This is a genomic window from Pseudomonas sp. GL-B-12 (assembly GCF_019955895.1).
Lineage (GTDB): Bacteria > Pseudomonadota > Gammaproteobacteria > Pseudomonadales > Pseudomonadaceae > Aquipseudomonas.
On the sequence record NZ_JAHBCX010000033.1, the window covers coordinates 170,290 to 185,034 of the forward strand.

General features: G+C 61.4%; 10 protein-coding genes. 1 reads left to right on the plus strand and 9 read right to left on the minus strand.

The annotated features are described in order from the left end of the window. Window positions 1–24: 24 nt before the first annotated feature. From dbpA to betI, 7 genes are all read right to left on the minus strand, one after another. Entirely contained in the window at window positions 25–1,362 is a 1,338-nt protein-coding gene (dbpA, locus tag KGA85_RS18705) for an ATP-dependent RNA helicase DbpA (RefSeq protein ID WP_263287191.1), read from the minus strand. Between the two features lie 105 nt (window positions 1,363–1,467). After that, window positions 1,468–2,895, minus strand: coding sequence for a multidrug transporter subunit MdtD (mdtD, locus tag KGA85_RS18710; RefSeq protein WP_223460472.1), 1,428 nt, complete (start codon window positions 2,893–2,895; stop codon window positions 1,468–1,470). Between the two features lie 169 nt (window positions 2,896–3,064). After that, window positions 3,065–4,402 carry a TldD/PmbA family protein gene (locus KGA85_RS18715; protein ID WP_223460470.1) on the minus strand — a complete coding sequence of 446 codons (1,338 nt, stop codon included), beginning with the start codon at window positions 4,400–4,402 and terminating at the stop codon, window positions 3,065–3,067. Next, window positions 4,402–5,844, minus strand: coding sequence for a TldD/PmbA family protein (locus KGA85_RS18720; RefSeq protein WP_223460468.1), 1,443 nt, complete (start codon window positions 5,842–5,844; stop codon window positions 4,402–4,404). The genes KGA85_RS18715 and KGA85_RS18720 overlap by 1 nt, the downstream gene beginning before the upstream one ends. Before the next feature lie 291 nt (window positions 5,845–6,135). After that, complete coding sequence (gene betA / locus KGA85_RS18725; RefSeq protein WP_223532918.1) at window positions 6,136–7,836, minus strand: choline dehydrogenase; 1,701 nt, start codon at window positions 7,834–7,836, stop codon at window positions 6,136–6,138. A 132-nt stretch (window positions 7,837–7,968) separates the two neighbouring features. Continuing rightward, window positions 7,969–9,441 carry a betaine-aldehyde dehydrogenase gene (betB, locus tag KGA85_RS18730; RefSeq protein ID WP_223460464.1) on the minus strand — a complete coding sequence of 491 codons (1,473 nt, stop codon included), beginning with the start codon at window positions 9,439–9,441 and terminating at the stop codon, window positions 7,969–7,971. A gap of 62 nt (window positions 9,442–9,503) precedes the next feature. Continuing rightward, window positions 9,504–10,097, minus strand: a complete 594-nt coding sequence (betI, locus tag KGA85_RS18735; protein WP_223460462.1) for a transcriptional regulator BetI — start codon at window positions 10,095–10,097, stop codon at window positions 9,504–9,506. A 381-nt stretch (window positions 10,098–10,478) separates the two neighbouring features. On the opposite strand from betI, the gene KGA85_RS18740 reads away from it, so the two are divergent. Next, complete coding sequence (locus tag KGA85_RS18740; RefSeq protein WP_223460610.1) at window positions 10,479–12,434, plus strand: BCCT family transporter; 1,956 nt, start codon at window positions 10,479–10,481, stop codon at window positions 12,432–12,434. 253 nt (window positions 12,435–12,687) lie between these two features. On the opposite strand, the gene choV is transcribed toward KGA85_RS18740, so the two are convergent. Both choV and choW read right to left on the minus strand, forming a co-directional pair. Continuing rightward, window positions 12,688–13,866, minus strand: coding sequence for a choline ABC transporter ATP-binding protein (gene choV, locus KGA85_RS18745; RefSeq protein WP_223460461.1), 1,179 nt, complete (start codon window positions 13,864–13,866; stop codon window positions 12,688–12,690). Beyond that, window positions 13,863–14,708 carry a choline ABC transporter permease subunit gene (gene choW, locus KGA85_RS18750; RefSeq protein ID WP_110662211.1) on the minus strand — a complete coding sequence of 282 codons (846 nt, stop codon included), beginning with the start codon at window positions 14,706–14,708 and terminating at the stop codon, window positions 13,863–13,865. Before choW ends, choV begins: the two co-directional genes overlap by 4 nt. Between the last annotated feature and the right edge of the window lie 37 nt (window positions 14,709–14,745).

The following is a 14,745-nucleotide window of genomic DNA, read 5'->3' on the forward strand; positions in this document are numbered from 1 at the left end:
GATCTTCGTTGGGTCGAAGATCGCTTACAAAATGCGAACGCGCAACGAACGGCCTTTGATCTTGCCGTCGTTCAAGCGCTGCAAGGCCTGCTTGGCAACGCCGCGCTCCACGGCCACATAGGCCTGGAAGTCGAAAATCGCGATTTTGCCGACCTGGGCACCGGGGATGCCGGCGTCACCGGTCAGTGCGCCAAGAATGTCGCCCGGACGAACCTTGTCCTTACGGCCGGCAGCGATGCACAGGGTGCTCATCTGCGGCAACAGCGGGCCACCACCCTTGGAGGTGAGGTTGTCCACCTGGTCCCAGGTCAGTGGTGTCTTCTGCAATTGCTCGATAGCCTGGGCGCGCTGCGCTTCGGACGGCGCCACCAGGCTGATGGCGAGGCCTTTCTCACCGGCACGGCCAGTACGACCAACGCGGTGAATGTGGATTTCCGAATCACGGGCCAATTCGACGTTGATCACCATGTCCAGGGAATCGATATCGAGGCCGCGTGCTGCGACGTCGGTCGCCACCAGCACCGAAGTGCTGCGGTTGGCGAACATCGCCAGCACCTGGTCGCGGTCACGCTGTTCCAGATCGCCGTGCAGGCCGACGGCGGAAATGCCTTTGGTGGTCAGGTGGTCGACGGTTTCCTGAACCTGCTGCTTGGTGTAGCAGAAAGCCACGCAGGAGGCCGGGCGGAAGTGGCCAAGCACCTTGGTCACCGCACTCATGCGGTCATCCGGGGAAATCTCGTAGAAGCGCTGCTCGATCTGCGTGTCGTCGTGGAACGCCTCGGCCTTCACTTGCTGCGGGTTGCGCATGAACTTCGAGGCCAACTGCTTGATGCCTACCGGGTAGGTGGCGGAGAACAGCAGGGTCTGGCGACGTTCCGGGGCCTGCATGATGATTTCTTCGATGGAATCGTAGAAGCCCATGTCGAGCATACGGTCGGCTTCGTCGAGAATCAGCGTGTTGAGGCCGTGGAGTACCAGCGAACCCTTGCGCAGGTGCTGCTGGATGCGTCCAGGGGTGCCGACGATGATGTGCGCGCCGTGTTCCAGCGAAGCGATCTGCGGGCCGAGGGACACGCCGCCACACAGGGTCAGGACCTTGATGTTGTCTTCGGCACGGGCCAGGCGACGGATTTCCTTGGCGACCTGGTCAGCCAGTTCGCGGGTCGGGCACAGGATCAGCGCCTGGCAACCAAAGTAACGCGGATTGATCGGATTCAGCAGGCCGATGCCGAAGGCGGCGGTCTTGCCGCTGCCGGTCTTGGCCTGGGCGATCAGGTCCATCCCCTTGAGGATCACCGGCAAGCTTTGCGCCTGGATCGGCGTCATCTGGGCATAACCGAGGGAGTCGAGGTTAGCCAGCATGGCGGCGGACAGCGGCAAAGTATTAAATTCGGTGGCGATGGTGGTCACGGGACTGGCCTGCAAAACAAAATGTCGCGCAGTGTACCAGTCCGGTGGCCATTCGCCCTAAGGCTCTATGTGTTCTTCCGGACGCTTAACTCGCCGTCCGTCATTTTTTGACAGTTGCGAGAAGATCGTAGCGGCCAGCATCGCCATGATTCCTACGGTCACGAAGGTCAATTGGAATGCCCCCAGAACCGTGTCCACGCCATCATTGCCAATCTCCGCCGTAAAGCCACCGAGCAATGCACCGGCACACGCAACCCCCAGGCTCAGGGACAATTGCGCGACCACCGACAGCAGGCTGTTGCCGCTACTGGCGCTGGCGTCATCGAGGTCGATCAGGGTCACGGTGTTCATCGCGGTGAACTGCAAGGAGTTGATCGCGCCAAGGATCGCCAGCAGGCACAGCAACAGCCAGTACGGCGTCTGCTCGCTGACCAGGCCCATGCTCGCCAGCATGATCCCCAGCGCCAGGGTATTGCCGGTGAGCACGATGCGGTAACCCAGACGTTCGATCAGCGGCCGCGCCACCCACTTGGCGATCATCGCCGCCGCCGCCAGTGGCAGCATGCTCATCCCGGCCTGGGACGGCGAATAGCCCAGCGCCACTTGCAGCAGCAATGGCACGAGGAACGGCAGGGCGCCGCTGCCGAGGCGGGCGAACAGGTTGCCGAGAATGCCCACGGCAAAGGTCCGGGTCTTGAATAGCGACGGCGCAAACAACGGGTTCTCGATGTGACCGGCGCGTAGCCAGTACGCCGCCAGGCACGCCATGCCACCGAACAGCAACAACATCACCCGCAGGTGCGGCAGGTGCAATTCGCCCAAGCCTTCCATGGCGATGGTGATCAGAATCATCGCCGCGCCGAACAGCACGAAGCCCAGGCTATCGAAACGCGTGCGTTCGGTTCCACGCAGGTCCGGGATGTATTTCCACACGGCGTAGCAACCGACCAGCCCCACCGGCAGGTTGATCAGGAAGATCCAGTGCCAGGTCAGGTATTGCACCATCCAGCCGCCCATGGTCGGGCCGATCAAGGGGCCGAGCAGCCCGGGAATGGTGATGAAGCCCATGATCCGCACCAGCTCTGAACGCGGGTAGGCGCGCAACACCACCAGCCGCCCGACCGGCAACATCAACGCGCCGCCCAGGCCCTGGATCACCCGGGCGCCGATCAGCATGCTCAGGCTGCTCGACAATGCGCAGAGCAGCGAGCCGAGGCTGAACAGCAAAATCGCACTGAAGAAGATTTTCCGGGTGCCGAAGCGATCGGCGATCCAGCCCGAAGCGGGAATCAGCAACGCGACGGTGAGCATGTAGGCGATGATCACGCCCTGCATGCGCAATGGGTCTTCGGCCAGGTCGCGGGCCATGGCCGGCAGGGCAGTGTTGAGAATCGTCCCGTCGAGGGACTGCATGAAGAAGGCAATGGCGACAACCCACGGTATCCAGCGGGCTGTTACAGCGTCGAGAGGTGGGCGGTTGGGCATGGGACCTCTAGATTGATGAAGTTAATGCAAGGTCATGGCGGGTCGAGATTCATGTGGGAGCGGGCTTGCTCGCGAAGGCGGTGTATCAGTCACCAAATAGATCAGCTGAAAGATTGCATTCGCGAGCAAGCCCGCTCCCACAGGTTTGCTGTGCTCTTGAGACTTGTGTTTACAGCGTCAGGGTCAATCGGCTGACCAATGCCCCCGGCAACAACGCCGAAGCCGTCGCCCGCTGGCTGTAGGTACTCGCCGACAACAACAACTCCCGCTCCTCGGTCAACGCTTCCAGTTGCGAACCGAGCAGGCTGAAAGCGCTGTCATCAAAACGCATGGTGCTGACCGGTGCCTGAATCTCGCCGTTCTCGACCCAGAACGTGGCAAACCGGGTCATGCCGGTCAGGCGTGCGGCCGGTTGATCCGAGAAGTTCAGGTACCACAGGTTGCTGATGTACAGCCCCGTGCCCAGTTGCTTGAGGATGTCCGCGTCAGGCAATGCCCCGGCTTTCATGTTCAGCGCGCTCGGCGATTCACCGCCGCTGGCGCCATTGGCGGTCAAACCGTATTCCGCGGCGCTGCGCGAGCTGACCAGCTGTGCCCCGGCCTTGCCATCGACGATCAACCCCAGATCGCTGCGTGGATAACCCTCATCGGAAAATGCCGGGCTCAGCGAGCCGCTGACTTTTTCATCCAGCGAGACCAGCGGGCTGAACGCGCTGTCGCCACCGTAGAGCTTCTGCAGCGGGCTGCTTTTGCTGGCAATCGACTGTGCCGAGAATCCACCCCAACACAGCATGCCCATGATTTCTTCCAGCGCCGCCGGTGCCAGGTAGGCGCGGTACTGGCCGGGCGGCAAAGTGCGCAGCGGCCGGCCCAAAAGCTCAAGCTGCTCGCGGGCTTGCTGGAAGCGTCTGGCAAAGCCTTCGCTGTTCCAGTCGTGCCCGGCGTAGCTGGCTTTCACGGCCTGGCCGTTCTCGTGGAACAGGCTGAAGTCAAAATTGAAACTGTTGGCCTGATGCCAACCGAAGGCGCCCGAAGAACTGGCAAAGCCACGACTGATCGGGCCGGCAGCGTAGAAGCCGACAAGATCCAGGCCTTCGGCGGCCTGGGTGATTTGTGCGACCACCTGTTCGGTGTCCGGCAGCGGATGCGACTGCACGTTGTTGCTCTGCCAGCCGTTGTGGTTGAGCAACAGGTACGGGTCCGGAGGCAGCAGCGGCAGGGTTTCGCGCAACTGTTGCAGGCCTTCGCTCAGGCGCTGCGCATCCACCTGCGGATCGCCGGCCAGGGTGATGTGCAGGTCGGCATGGCGGCCTTCGTTGATCAGTTTCAGGCCGATGCTCGCCTGCTGCACCTGACCGGCCTGACGCACCTTGGCGTGGTTGAAACGCACGAAGGCCGACGATTCGGCGGCGTAGCTGAGGGTGAACTGCTCGGGCTCGTGAAGCGCTGCACGAAGGCTGTTGACCAGCGCCCTGAACGACGTGGACTGACTGTTTGAAGGATTCATCAGGCGTCTCCTCCGAATACATCAATGTTGCTGAACACGCAGGCCGGTGACGCGTGGCCGACGCGGATCACCTGGTTCGGTTCGCCCTTGCCGCAGTTCGGTGTGCCGAGGACCCTGAAGGTACTGGCATCGCCGACGGCGCTGAGGCTCTTCCAGAACTGCGCTGAGATGCCCCTGTAATTGGGATTCTTCACCACGCCCTTGAGTTCGCCGTTTTCGATCAGTTGGCCCCATTCGCAGCCGAACTGGAATTTATTGCGCGCATCGTCGATCGACCAGGAACGGTTGGTCGACATCAGCACTCCGTGTTCGATACTGCCGATCAACTGTTCGATGGACTGATCGCCTGGCTCGATGTTGAGGTTGGCCATGCGGTCGATCGGCGGGCGGTTCCAGCCGCAGGCGCGGCTGTTGGCGACGCCGTCCATGCCGGCACGGAATTGCGACAACGCACCGCCCAGCGGACGTAGCAGCAGGCCTTCGCGGATCAGGAACTGCTTGCTGGCGGGCGTGCCGTCGTCGTCATGGCCGTAGCTGGCGAGCTCCTCGGGGATGTCCGGGTCGAAGGTCACGTTGAGCAGGCCGGAACCGTATTGCAGACGGCCGAAATCACTGGCTTTGACGAAACTGGTGCCCGCGTAATTGCGCTCGTCGCCGAGGATGCGGTCCAGCTCCAGCGGATGGCCGATGGACTCGTGGATTTGCAGCATCATCTGGTCGGGCATCAGCAGCAGGTCGCGCTTGCCTTGCGGGGTGTTTGGCGCCAGGAGCAATTGCAGGGCCTGATCGGCCACCTGGGCACCGGCACCGATCAGGCCGCAGCGGCTGATGACGTCCGCCGCGCCTTGCTGGCCGAAGTTCTCGCGGCCAAGGCTGCGGGTCTGGCTGTCGTTACCGTCGTAGGCCGTGACGTCCAGGCCAGGGTACACAAAACGTTGGGCCTGGCGCAGTTCGGCTCCGGCGCTGTTGAGGTAGATCTGCTCGGCGTGGGTGATGCCGAGGCTGACCTGCCAGTTCACCAGGCGCTCGTCCTTGGGCACGGCGGCCGACTCGGTGCCAAGCAGTTGGAAGCAGTCGCTCAGGGACGGGAAGGCCTGGTCGAGGTTGGGCGAAAAGTAATCGGCGCGGTCGCTGGAAACAGCCTGCTCGCGCAGGTCCAGCAAGGCGTGGGGCTTGAGTCGACGGGCCTGGAGTTCGGCGCGTTCGAGGGCGGCCTGCAGGCCTTGTTGCGACAGATCGTTGGTGGCCGCATAGGCCTCGACGCCATTGACCCGTACGGTCAGCATCGCCCCTTCGTCTCGGCTCAGGCTTGGCGGTTCGGCGACGTTCTTGCGCACCGACAGGTACTGCCCGGATTCGCGCACATAACGCAGGGAAAAGAATTCGGCACCCGTGCGCAAGGCAGCGAAGCGCTGCTTGAGCTGGGGGTAGAAATCGAACATTCGTGAACCTCCTGGGTATGGAGTGGCGGTGGAGCGGTGCTGCGAGGGGAGGGGTGAAACGATTGCGTGGCGCTAGATTAGGCCTGCAAGGGGGGAGGGATCAAGGATGGAGCGGTCTAGAGCGGTGGATACTTTGGGAGGGGTGGTGGCTGACAGGGCCCCTTCGCGAGCAAGCCCGCACACATTTAATCCCGGGTGTTCACAAAATCTGTGTCCACTGGAGATCAAGTGTGGGAGCGGGCTTGCTCCGGGCGGCGTTCCGACGAAGGCCGCACCGCGGTGTAACGGTTGTTAAGCGATCTGGCTCACTTCCCGCACCGGCTTGCCCTTCACCGGCGCTTCACCCGCCACATAGTAAGTGGCAGTGCTACGCGGCAACGGCTTGCGGCCACGGATCTTGTCGGCGATTTTCTCGGCCATCATGATCGTTGGTGCGTTGAGGTTGCCGGTGGTGATGATCGGCATGATCGACGCATCGACCACCCGCAGGCCTTGCATGCCATGCACGCGACCTTCGCCATCGACCACAGCCATCTTGTCGGTGCCCATCTTGCACGAGCAGGACGGATGGAACGCGGTTTCCGCGTGTTCGCGGATGAACTTGTCCAGTTGCGCGTCGCTCTGCACGTCGATACCCGGGCTGATTTCGCGACCACGGAAGGCGTCCAGTGCAGGCTGCTGCATGATTTCACGGGTCAGGCGGATGCCGTCGCGGAATTCCTGCCAGTCCTGTTCGGTGGCCATGTAGTTGAACAGGATGCTCGGGTGCTGGCGCGGGTCCTTGGACTTGGCCTGGATGCGCCCGCGGCTTGGCGAACGCATGGAGCCCATGTGCGCCTGGAAGCCGTGCTCTTTCACGCCGTTGCTGCCGTTGTAGTTAATCGCCACCGGCAGGAAGTGGTACTGGATGTTCGGCCATTCGAATTCCGGACGGGTACGGATGAAACCGCCGGCTTCGAACTGGTTGCTGGCGCCGATGCCGGTGCCGTTGAACAGCCACTCGGCACCGATGGCCGGCTGGTTGTACCAGAGCAGCGACGGGTACAGCGAGACCGGTTGGGTGCAAGCATATTGCAGGTACAGCTCAAGGTGATCCTGCAGGTTTTCACCGACGCCCGGCAGGTTGTGGACCACCGGAATGTCGAGCTTGTTCAGCAGCTCGGCCGGGCCGACGCCGGAACGTTGCAGGATCTGCGGCGAAGCGATGGCGCCGGAGCACAGCAGCACTTCCTTGCGCGCTTTGACTTCAACACGCTCTTCGGCAGCGCCGACCAGGTAACGCACACCGACCGCACGCTTGCCTTCGAACAGGATCTTGTCAGTCAGGGCGTGGGTGACGATGGTCAGGGTCGAGCGCTTCTTGGCCACGTCCAGGTAACCGCGGGCGGTGGAGGCACGACGGCCCTTCGGCGTCACGGTGCGGTCCATGGGGCCGAAGCCTTCCTGCTGGTAGCCGTTCAAGTCTTCTGTGCGCGGGTAACCGGCCTGCACGCCGGCTTCAACCATGGCGTGGAACAGCGGGTTGTTGCCGGCTTTCGGCGTGGTCACGCTGACCGGACCTTCGCCACCGTGGTAGTCATTCGGGCCGATGTCGCGGGTTTCCGCTTTACGGAAATACGGCAGGCAGTCGAGGTACGACCAGTCCTCAAGGCCTGGCAGTTTCGCCCAGCCGTCGTAGTCCATGGCGTTGCCGCGGATGTAGCACATGCCGTTGATCAGCGAGGAACCGCCCAGGCCCTTGCCGCGCCCGCATTCCATGCGACGACCGTCCATGTGTGGCTCAGGATCGGTTTCGTAGGCCCAGTTGTAGCGACGGCCTTGCAGCGGGAACGCCAAAGCGGCCGGCATCTGCGTGCGGAAGTCGAAACGGTAGTCCGGGCCGCCCGCTTCGAGCAACAGGACGGTGACGCCTGCGTCTTCGGTCAGACGGGTCGCCAGGGTGTTACCGGCCGAGCCGGCACCGATGATGATGTAGTCGAATTCTTGGGACATAGGCCCTCCGGGGGGATTCAAGCTGCAAGCTTCAAGCTGCGAGTAAGAGCAGCGAGCGGTGCATAGAAGAAGGGGGGGCGGCAAACCAAACTGCTTTTAACTTGCAGCTTGAAGCTTGCCGCTAGAGGCTTCTCAGAATACTGAGACGTACTCGCCCAGCTCGACCTGTACCGATTTGATGCGGGTGAAGTTGTTCAGCGAGCTGATCCCGTTCTCACGGCCGACACCCGACTGCTTGTAGCCGCCAACCGGCATCTTCGCGTCGGACTCGCCCCAGGCGTTGATCCAGCAGATACCGGCTTCCAGTTGATGGATCACGCGGTGGGCGCGGTTCAGGTCCTTGGTGACGATACCGGCGGCCAGGCCGAAGTCGGTGTCGTTGGCGCGACGGATCACTTCTTCTTCGGTTTCGTAGGACAGGATCGCCATCACCGGGCCAAAGATTTCTTCGCGGACGATGGTCATGTCGTCGGTGCAGTCGGTGAACACGGTCGGCGCCACGAACGCACCCTTGGCGAATTCGCCGTCGGTCAGGCGCTCACCGCCACACAGCAGGCGGGCACCTTCTTCCTTGCCCTTGGCGATGTAGCCCAGCACGCTTTCCATGTGCGCAAAGCTGACCAGCGGACCGAAGTTGGTGTTTTCGTCTTGCGGGTTGCCGATGCGGATGCGTGCAACGCGCTCAGCGATCTTGGCTTCGAAAGCGGCCTTCAGGTGAGCCGGTACGAACACGCGAGTGCCGTTGGTGCAAACCTGACCGGAGCTGTAGAAGTTGGCCATCATCGCGGTGTCGGCAGCGCGATCGAGGTCGGCGTCGTCGCAGATGATCAGCGGCGACTTGCCGCCCAGTTCCATGGTCACGTCCTTGAGCGAAGAGCTCGAAGCGCTGGCCATGACTTTCTTGCCGGTGTCGGTGCCGCCGGTGAACGAGACTTTCTCGATGCGCGGGTGTTCGGTCAGCCAGGTGCCGACTTCACGGCCGCTGCCGGTCAGGACGTTGAACACGCCGTTTGGCACGCCGGCTTCGGTGTAGATCTCGGCCAGTTTCAGGGTGGTCAGCGAGGTGACTTCACTTGGCTTGAAGATCATCGCGTTACCGGCCGCCAGGGCTGGCGCGGATTTCCACAGGGCGATCTGGATCGGGTAGTTCCACGCGCCGATACCGGCCACGACGCCCAGCGGCTCGCGACGGGTGTAGACGAACGAAGTGGTGCGCAGCGGGATCTGCTCGCCTTCGATGGCCGGTACCAAGCCTGCGTAGTACTCCAGCACGTCGGCGCCGGTGACGATGTCGACGTAGCGGGTTTCGGAGTAGGCCTTGCCGGTGTCCAGGGTTTCCAGGGCGGCCAGTTCGTCGTTGCGCTCACGCAGGATTTCCACGGCGCGACGCAGGATGCGCGAACGCTCCATGGCGGTCATGGCGGCCCAGATCTTCTGGCCCTTTTCGGCGCTGACGACGGCGCGTTCGACGTCTTCCTTGGTCGCACGTTGCACTTTTGCGAGGACTTCACCGTTAGCCGGGTTGATGGCTTCGAAAGTGGCGTCGCTGCTGGCGTCGCTGTACGCGCCATCGATGTAGAGTTTTTGCAGTTCGAAACGGGCCATAAAGTCCTCGCAAGAGCATTAAGTGGCTGGCGCGGTTCGGTGGTTGAGCGTTTATGTGTGCTCTAACTCACCCGCTTGGCCAGTTGGGTATCCATGTATTCGTAAGCAATCTGTTGCGCCTGCCCGGTGTCGAAAGCGTCTCCCGACAGCGCACCGCGCAACCACAAGCCGTCGATCAACGCTGCCAGGCCTCGGGCGGCACTGCGCGCATCATTGAGCGGCAGCACGCGGCGGAACTGGCAGCACAGGTTGGAATACAGGCGGTGATCGTTGATCCGCTGCAACCTGTGCAAAGACGGCTGGTGCATGCTGGTGGCCCAGAAGGCCAGCCAGGTTTTCATTGCCGGGCCATTGACCTGGCTGGCGTCGAAGTTGCCCTCGATGATCACCTGCAGATGTGCCCGCGGGCTGCCATCTGTCAGCGCCTGTCGGCGCAGGGTGACGTTCTCGCTGAGGACGGTCATCAGGTACCCCATGGTGGCGGCAATCAGGCCGTTCTTGTCCTGAAAGTAGTGACTGATGATGCCATTCGAGACACCGGCCAAACGGGCGATCAGCGCAATGCTGGCGTCTCCCATTCCGACTTGATCGACTGCCTGCAAAGTGGCTTCGATCAATTGCTGGCGGCGGATGGGTTGCATACCGACCTTGGGCATCTTGCACATCTCCTTAGGCCTTCCGGTGGGCGTGGAACGGCTACCGGGTTGAAGGCCAGTCTATTTTGTTTTGATTGAACGTTCAATCAACAAAGAATAAGATCTGCGACAAATCGTCGCTGCCTACAGATTTTTCCTACATGTAGCTGCGGAAAAAACGACTTCCGAAACTGCTCGAAACCTACGCGCTGCGGCGCTCCAGGGGTTTCGGGCTTTTTTCGGGCTGTCTTTATATCACCCGCCGGTCGGCTGCCCACTAACCGATTGGTCGGGTAACTCGTTTGTCTTGCGTTCTTCTCTCGCACTGCCCGGAGCATCTGTGCCATGAGTTCTGCCTCGCTAATAAAGACCCCACCCGAGAAGGTGACGGTCAACGGTTGGGTGTTCTACACCTCTACCGCGTTGATTCTGTTGTTGACCGCCATTCTGATCATCGCCCCGCAAGAGGCCGGCAGAATGCTGGGTACGGCGCAAGCCTGGTTGTCCCGCAGCTTCGGCTGGTACTACATGGTGGTGATTGCCGCCTACCTGATTTTTGTCGTCGGCCTGGCGTTTTCGTCCTACGGCAAACTGAAACTGGGCAGCAAGGACGACACCCCGGACTTCAGCTACGGCGCTTGGGCGGGGATGCTGTTCTCGTCGGGTATCGGCATTTCGCTGCTGTACTTCGGCGCGTCCGAGCCGCTGGACCACTACTTCAACCCGCCGGAAGGCGTATCCGCCAGCAACCTTGCCGCCCGTCAGGCGGTGCAGCTGACGTTCCTGCACTGGGGCCTGCATGGCTGGGCGATCTATGCGCTGGTGGGGTTGGCCGTGGCGTACTTTGCCTACCGGCATAACCAGCCGCTGGCGTTGCGTTCGGCGTTGTATCCGCTGGTGGGCGAGCGTTGGGTCAAGGGCGCGGCCGGGCATGCGGTGGACGGCTTCGGCATGTTCGTCACCCTGCTGGGGCTGGTGACGAACCTGGGGATCGGTTCGCTGCAAGTGTCGTCGGGGCTGGAAAACCTGTTCGGCATGGAGCACAGCAACACCAACCTGCTGATCGTGATCATCGTGATGAGCACCGTGGCGACCATCGCCGCTGTGTCGGGCGTGGAAAACGGCATCCGTCGTTTGTCCAACCTCAACATCGTGCTGTTCAGCGGCCTGCTGATTTTCGTCCTGTTGTTCGGCCCGACCTTGCACCTGCTCAACGGCTTCGTACAGAACGTCGGTGACTACCTGAACGGCGTGGTGCTGAAGACTTTCGATCTGTATGTGTACGAAGGCGACAGCGAGAAGTCCGACCGCTGGCTGGGCCTGTGGACCCTGTTCTACTGGGCCTGGTGGATTTCCTGGGCGCCATTCGTGGGCATGTTCATCGCGCGTATTTCCCGTGGTCGCACCGTGCGTGAGCTGGTGGCCGGCGTGCTCCTGATTCCGCTGGGCTTCACCCTGGCGTGGTTGTCGATCTTCGGTAACTCGGCTTTGGACCTGGTGATGAACCATGGGGCGGTGGCGCTCGGGAAGACGGCGCTGGAACAGCCGTCCATGGCGATCTACCAGTTGCTTGAGCATTACCCGGCGTCGAAGGTTGTGATCGGCGTGTCGATCTTTGTCGGTTTCGTGCTGTTCCTGACCCCGGCGGACTCCGGCGCGGTGATGATGGCCAACCTTTCGTGCAAGGGCGGCAACGTCGACGAAGACGCGCCGCACTGGCTGCGGATCTTCTGGTCGGCAGTGATCACCCTGGTGACCATCGGCCTGCTGTTTGCCGGCAACTTCGAAGCCATGCAAACCATGGTGGTGCTGGCCGGCCTGCCGTTCTCGGTGGTGCTGGTGTTCTTCATGTTCGGCTTGCACAAGGCCATGCGCCAGGACGTGCAGATCGAACAGGAGCAAGCGGAACTGGCGGCACGCGGTCGTCGTGGTTTCAGTGAGCGCTTGACCCAACTGGACCTGCAACCAAGCCAGTCGGTGGTGCAGCGCTTCATGGACAAGCACGTGAGCCCGGCGCTGGAAGATGCGACGGCGCAAATGCGTGCTCAAGGCCTGCAAGTGCAGACGCTGCTGGGCAAGTCCAAGCGTTGCATGGGCGTACGGGTGGAGATGGAAGAGGGCAACCCTTTCGTCTACGAAGTGAGCCTGGATGGCTACCTGGCCACGCCGACCGAGTCGGCGCAGATCGATGAGGTGCGGGCCGATGAAGCGCGTCAGCGTTTCTATCGCGCCGAGGTGTACCTGCACAACGGCAGCCAGGACTACGACTTGATGGGTTTCACCCAGGATCAGATCACCCGTGACGTGCTCGATCAGTTTGAAAGCCATCGGCAGCTCCTTGGCCGGGTTTATAGCTGAGTTGTGAGGTCTGCGGTGGCGTCAGTTGCACCGCAGATCTTATGTGGCGAGGGAGCTTGCTCCCGTTGGGCTGCGAAGCGGCCCCAAAACCAGAGACTGCGGTAGTTCAGGCAGAACGCACTATCCGGATCTACGACTGCTTCGCAGCCGAACGGGAGCAAGCTCCCTCGCCACAGTTGTCAGTATTCCAAGTCTTATATCTGCACTAACAAAAACGCCGCGATTCTCTCGCGGCGTTTTTGCATCTGTTGCCTTACCCCAGGTTCTTGCCGAGCAGTGCGTGATACAGCTCGCTGTCGCCAAGAATCCCCACCACATGGTTGTTATCGTGCAGCACCAGTTTGTTGCCGGTCTGATAACGAATCTGCAGCGCATCGCGCATGCCGATGTTCGAGTCCACCAGGGTTGGTCGACGACCCAGGCCTTCAACGGCCTGACCCGGTACCCAGTTCTGCAAGTCCAGCGCAGACCCGTTCTGGCGAGCGCCCTTGATGGTGTTGCCCTCGGCCAGGTCCAGCCACGAATCGCCACCTGGATCCAGGCATACCGAACCGTTGATGCGTTTGCAGTTGTCCAGGCTGCGCATCAGGCTGCGGCCGCACAGCACGTTCAGCGGGTTGGTGTGGGCTACGAAGGTCCGCACGTAGTCGTCCGCCGGGTTGAGGACGATTTCTTCCGGCTTGCTGTACTGGATGATCCGGCCGTCTTTCATGATCGCGATACGACTGCCGAGTTTCAGCGCTTCATCAAGGTCGTGGCTCACGAAGACGATGGTCTTGTGCAACTTGCGTTGCAGTTCCAGCAGCTCGTCCTGCAAGCCCTGGCGGATCAGCGGGTCGAGTGCCGAGAACGGTTCGTCCATCAGCAGAATGTCGGCGTCCATCGCCAGGGCACGGGCCAGGCCCACGCGTTGTTGCATACCACCGGACAGCTCGTTGGGTTTCTTGTTGCGCCACTGGGTCAGGCCCACCAGCTCAAGCTTGTCGTCCACCAGCTTGCGGCGTTCTTTCTCGGGACGACCCTGCATTTCCAGGCCGAAGCTGATGTTTTCGCGAACGGTCAACCAGGGCATCAGGGCGAACTTCTGGAACACCATCGCGATGCGCTTGGTGCGCATCATTTTCAGTTCTGCCGGCGTACACGAGGCAATGTCGATCTGCTTGCCTTCGTGCTCGACGAACAGCTTGCCGCGACTGACGGTGTTGAGGCCGTTGATGCAGCGCAGCAGGCTGGACTTGCCGGAGCCGGACAGGCCCATCAGTACGCAGATTTCACCTTTTTCGATATCCAGGCTGGCCTTTTCGACCCCCACGATCTGCCCGGTCTTTTTCAGGATCTCGTTACGGGTCATGCCTTGATCCAGCAGCTTGAGCGCCTCGCGTGGATCCTTGGAGAAGATAACGTCAACGTTCTCGAAGCGAATAATGCTCATGCGTCACCCCCTACTTTGGCGTCGGGTTGTTTGCAGATACGGTCGAGCATGATCGCCAGCAGTACGATCGCCAGGCCTGCTTCGAAGCCCAGGGCGATATCAGCAGTGTTCAGTGCGTTGACCACCGGTTTGCCCAGGCCATCGGCGCCCACCAGTGCCGCAATCACCACCATCGAAAGGGACAGCATGATGCACTGGGTGATACCGGCCGCGATGCTTGGCATGGCGTGGGGCAGTTCGATTCGCGAGAGCAGCTGACGTCGCGAGCAGCCAAAGGCTTTGCCTGCGTCCATCAATTCTTCCGGAACATCGCGGATACCCAGGTAGGTCAGGCGGATAGGCGCGGCAATCGCGAACACCACCGTGGAGATCAGGCCCGGGACCACACCCAGCCCGAAGAGGGTGAGGGTAGGAATGAGGTACACGAAGGTCGGTACGGTCTGCATCAGATCGAGTACCGGACGCATTAAAGTATAGAACATCGGCTTGTGCGCGGCGACGATGCCCAGCGGCACGCCGATGACCACGCAGACCAGGGTGGCGAACAGCACCTGGGCGAGGGTTTCCATGGTTTCCTGCCAGTACCCCAGATTGAGGATCAGCAGAAAGGAGGCAACGACAAACGCGGTCAGACCCCATTTGCGTTGAATGAAGTGTGCCAGTAGTGCGATTAGGCCGATCAGTGCCAGCGGGTTGAACCAGGTCAGCGCAAACGTCACGCCGTGGATCATCGTTTCCAGTGTCACGGCGATTGCGTCGAAGGTGCTGGCGCCGTGTTGCGTCAACCATTCAACGAAGCTCGCGATGTACTGGCCTAAAGGGATTTTCTGATCAATCAGCATGGTAGTGAACGTCCGCATGCAAGGAAATAAACAGCCC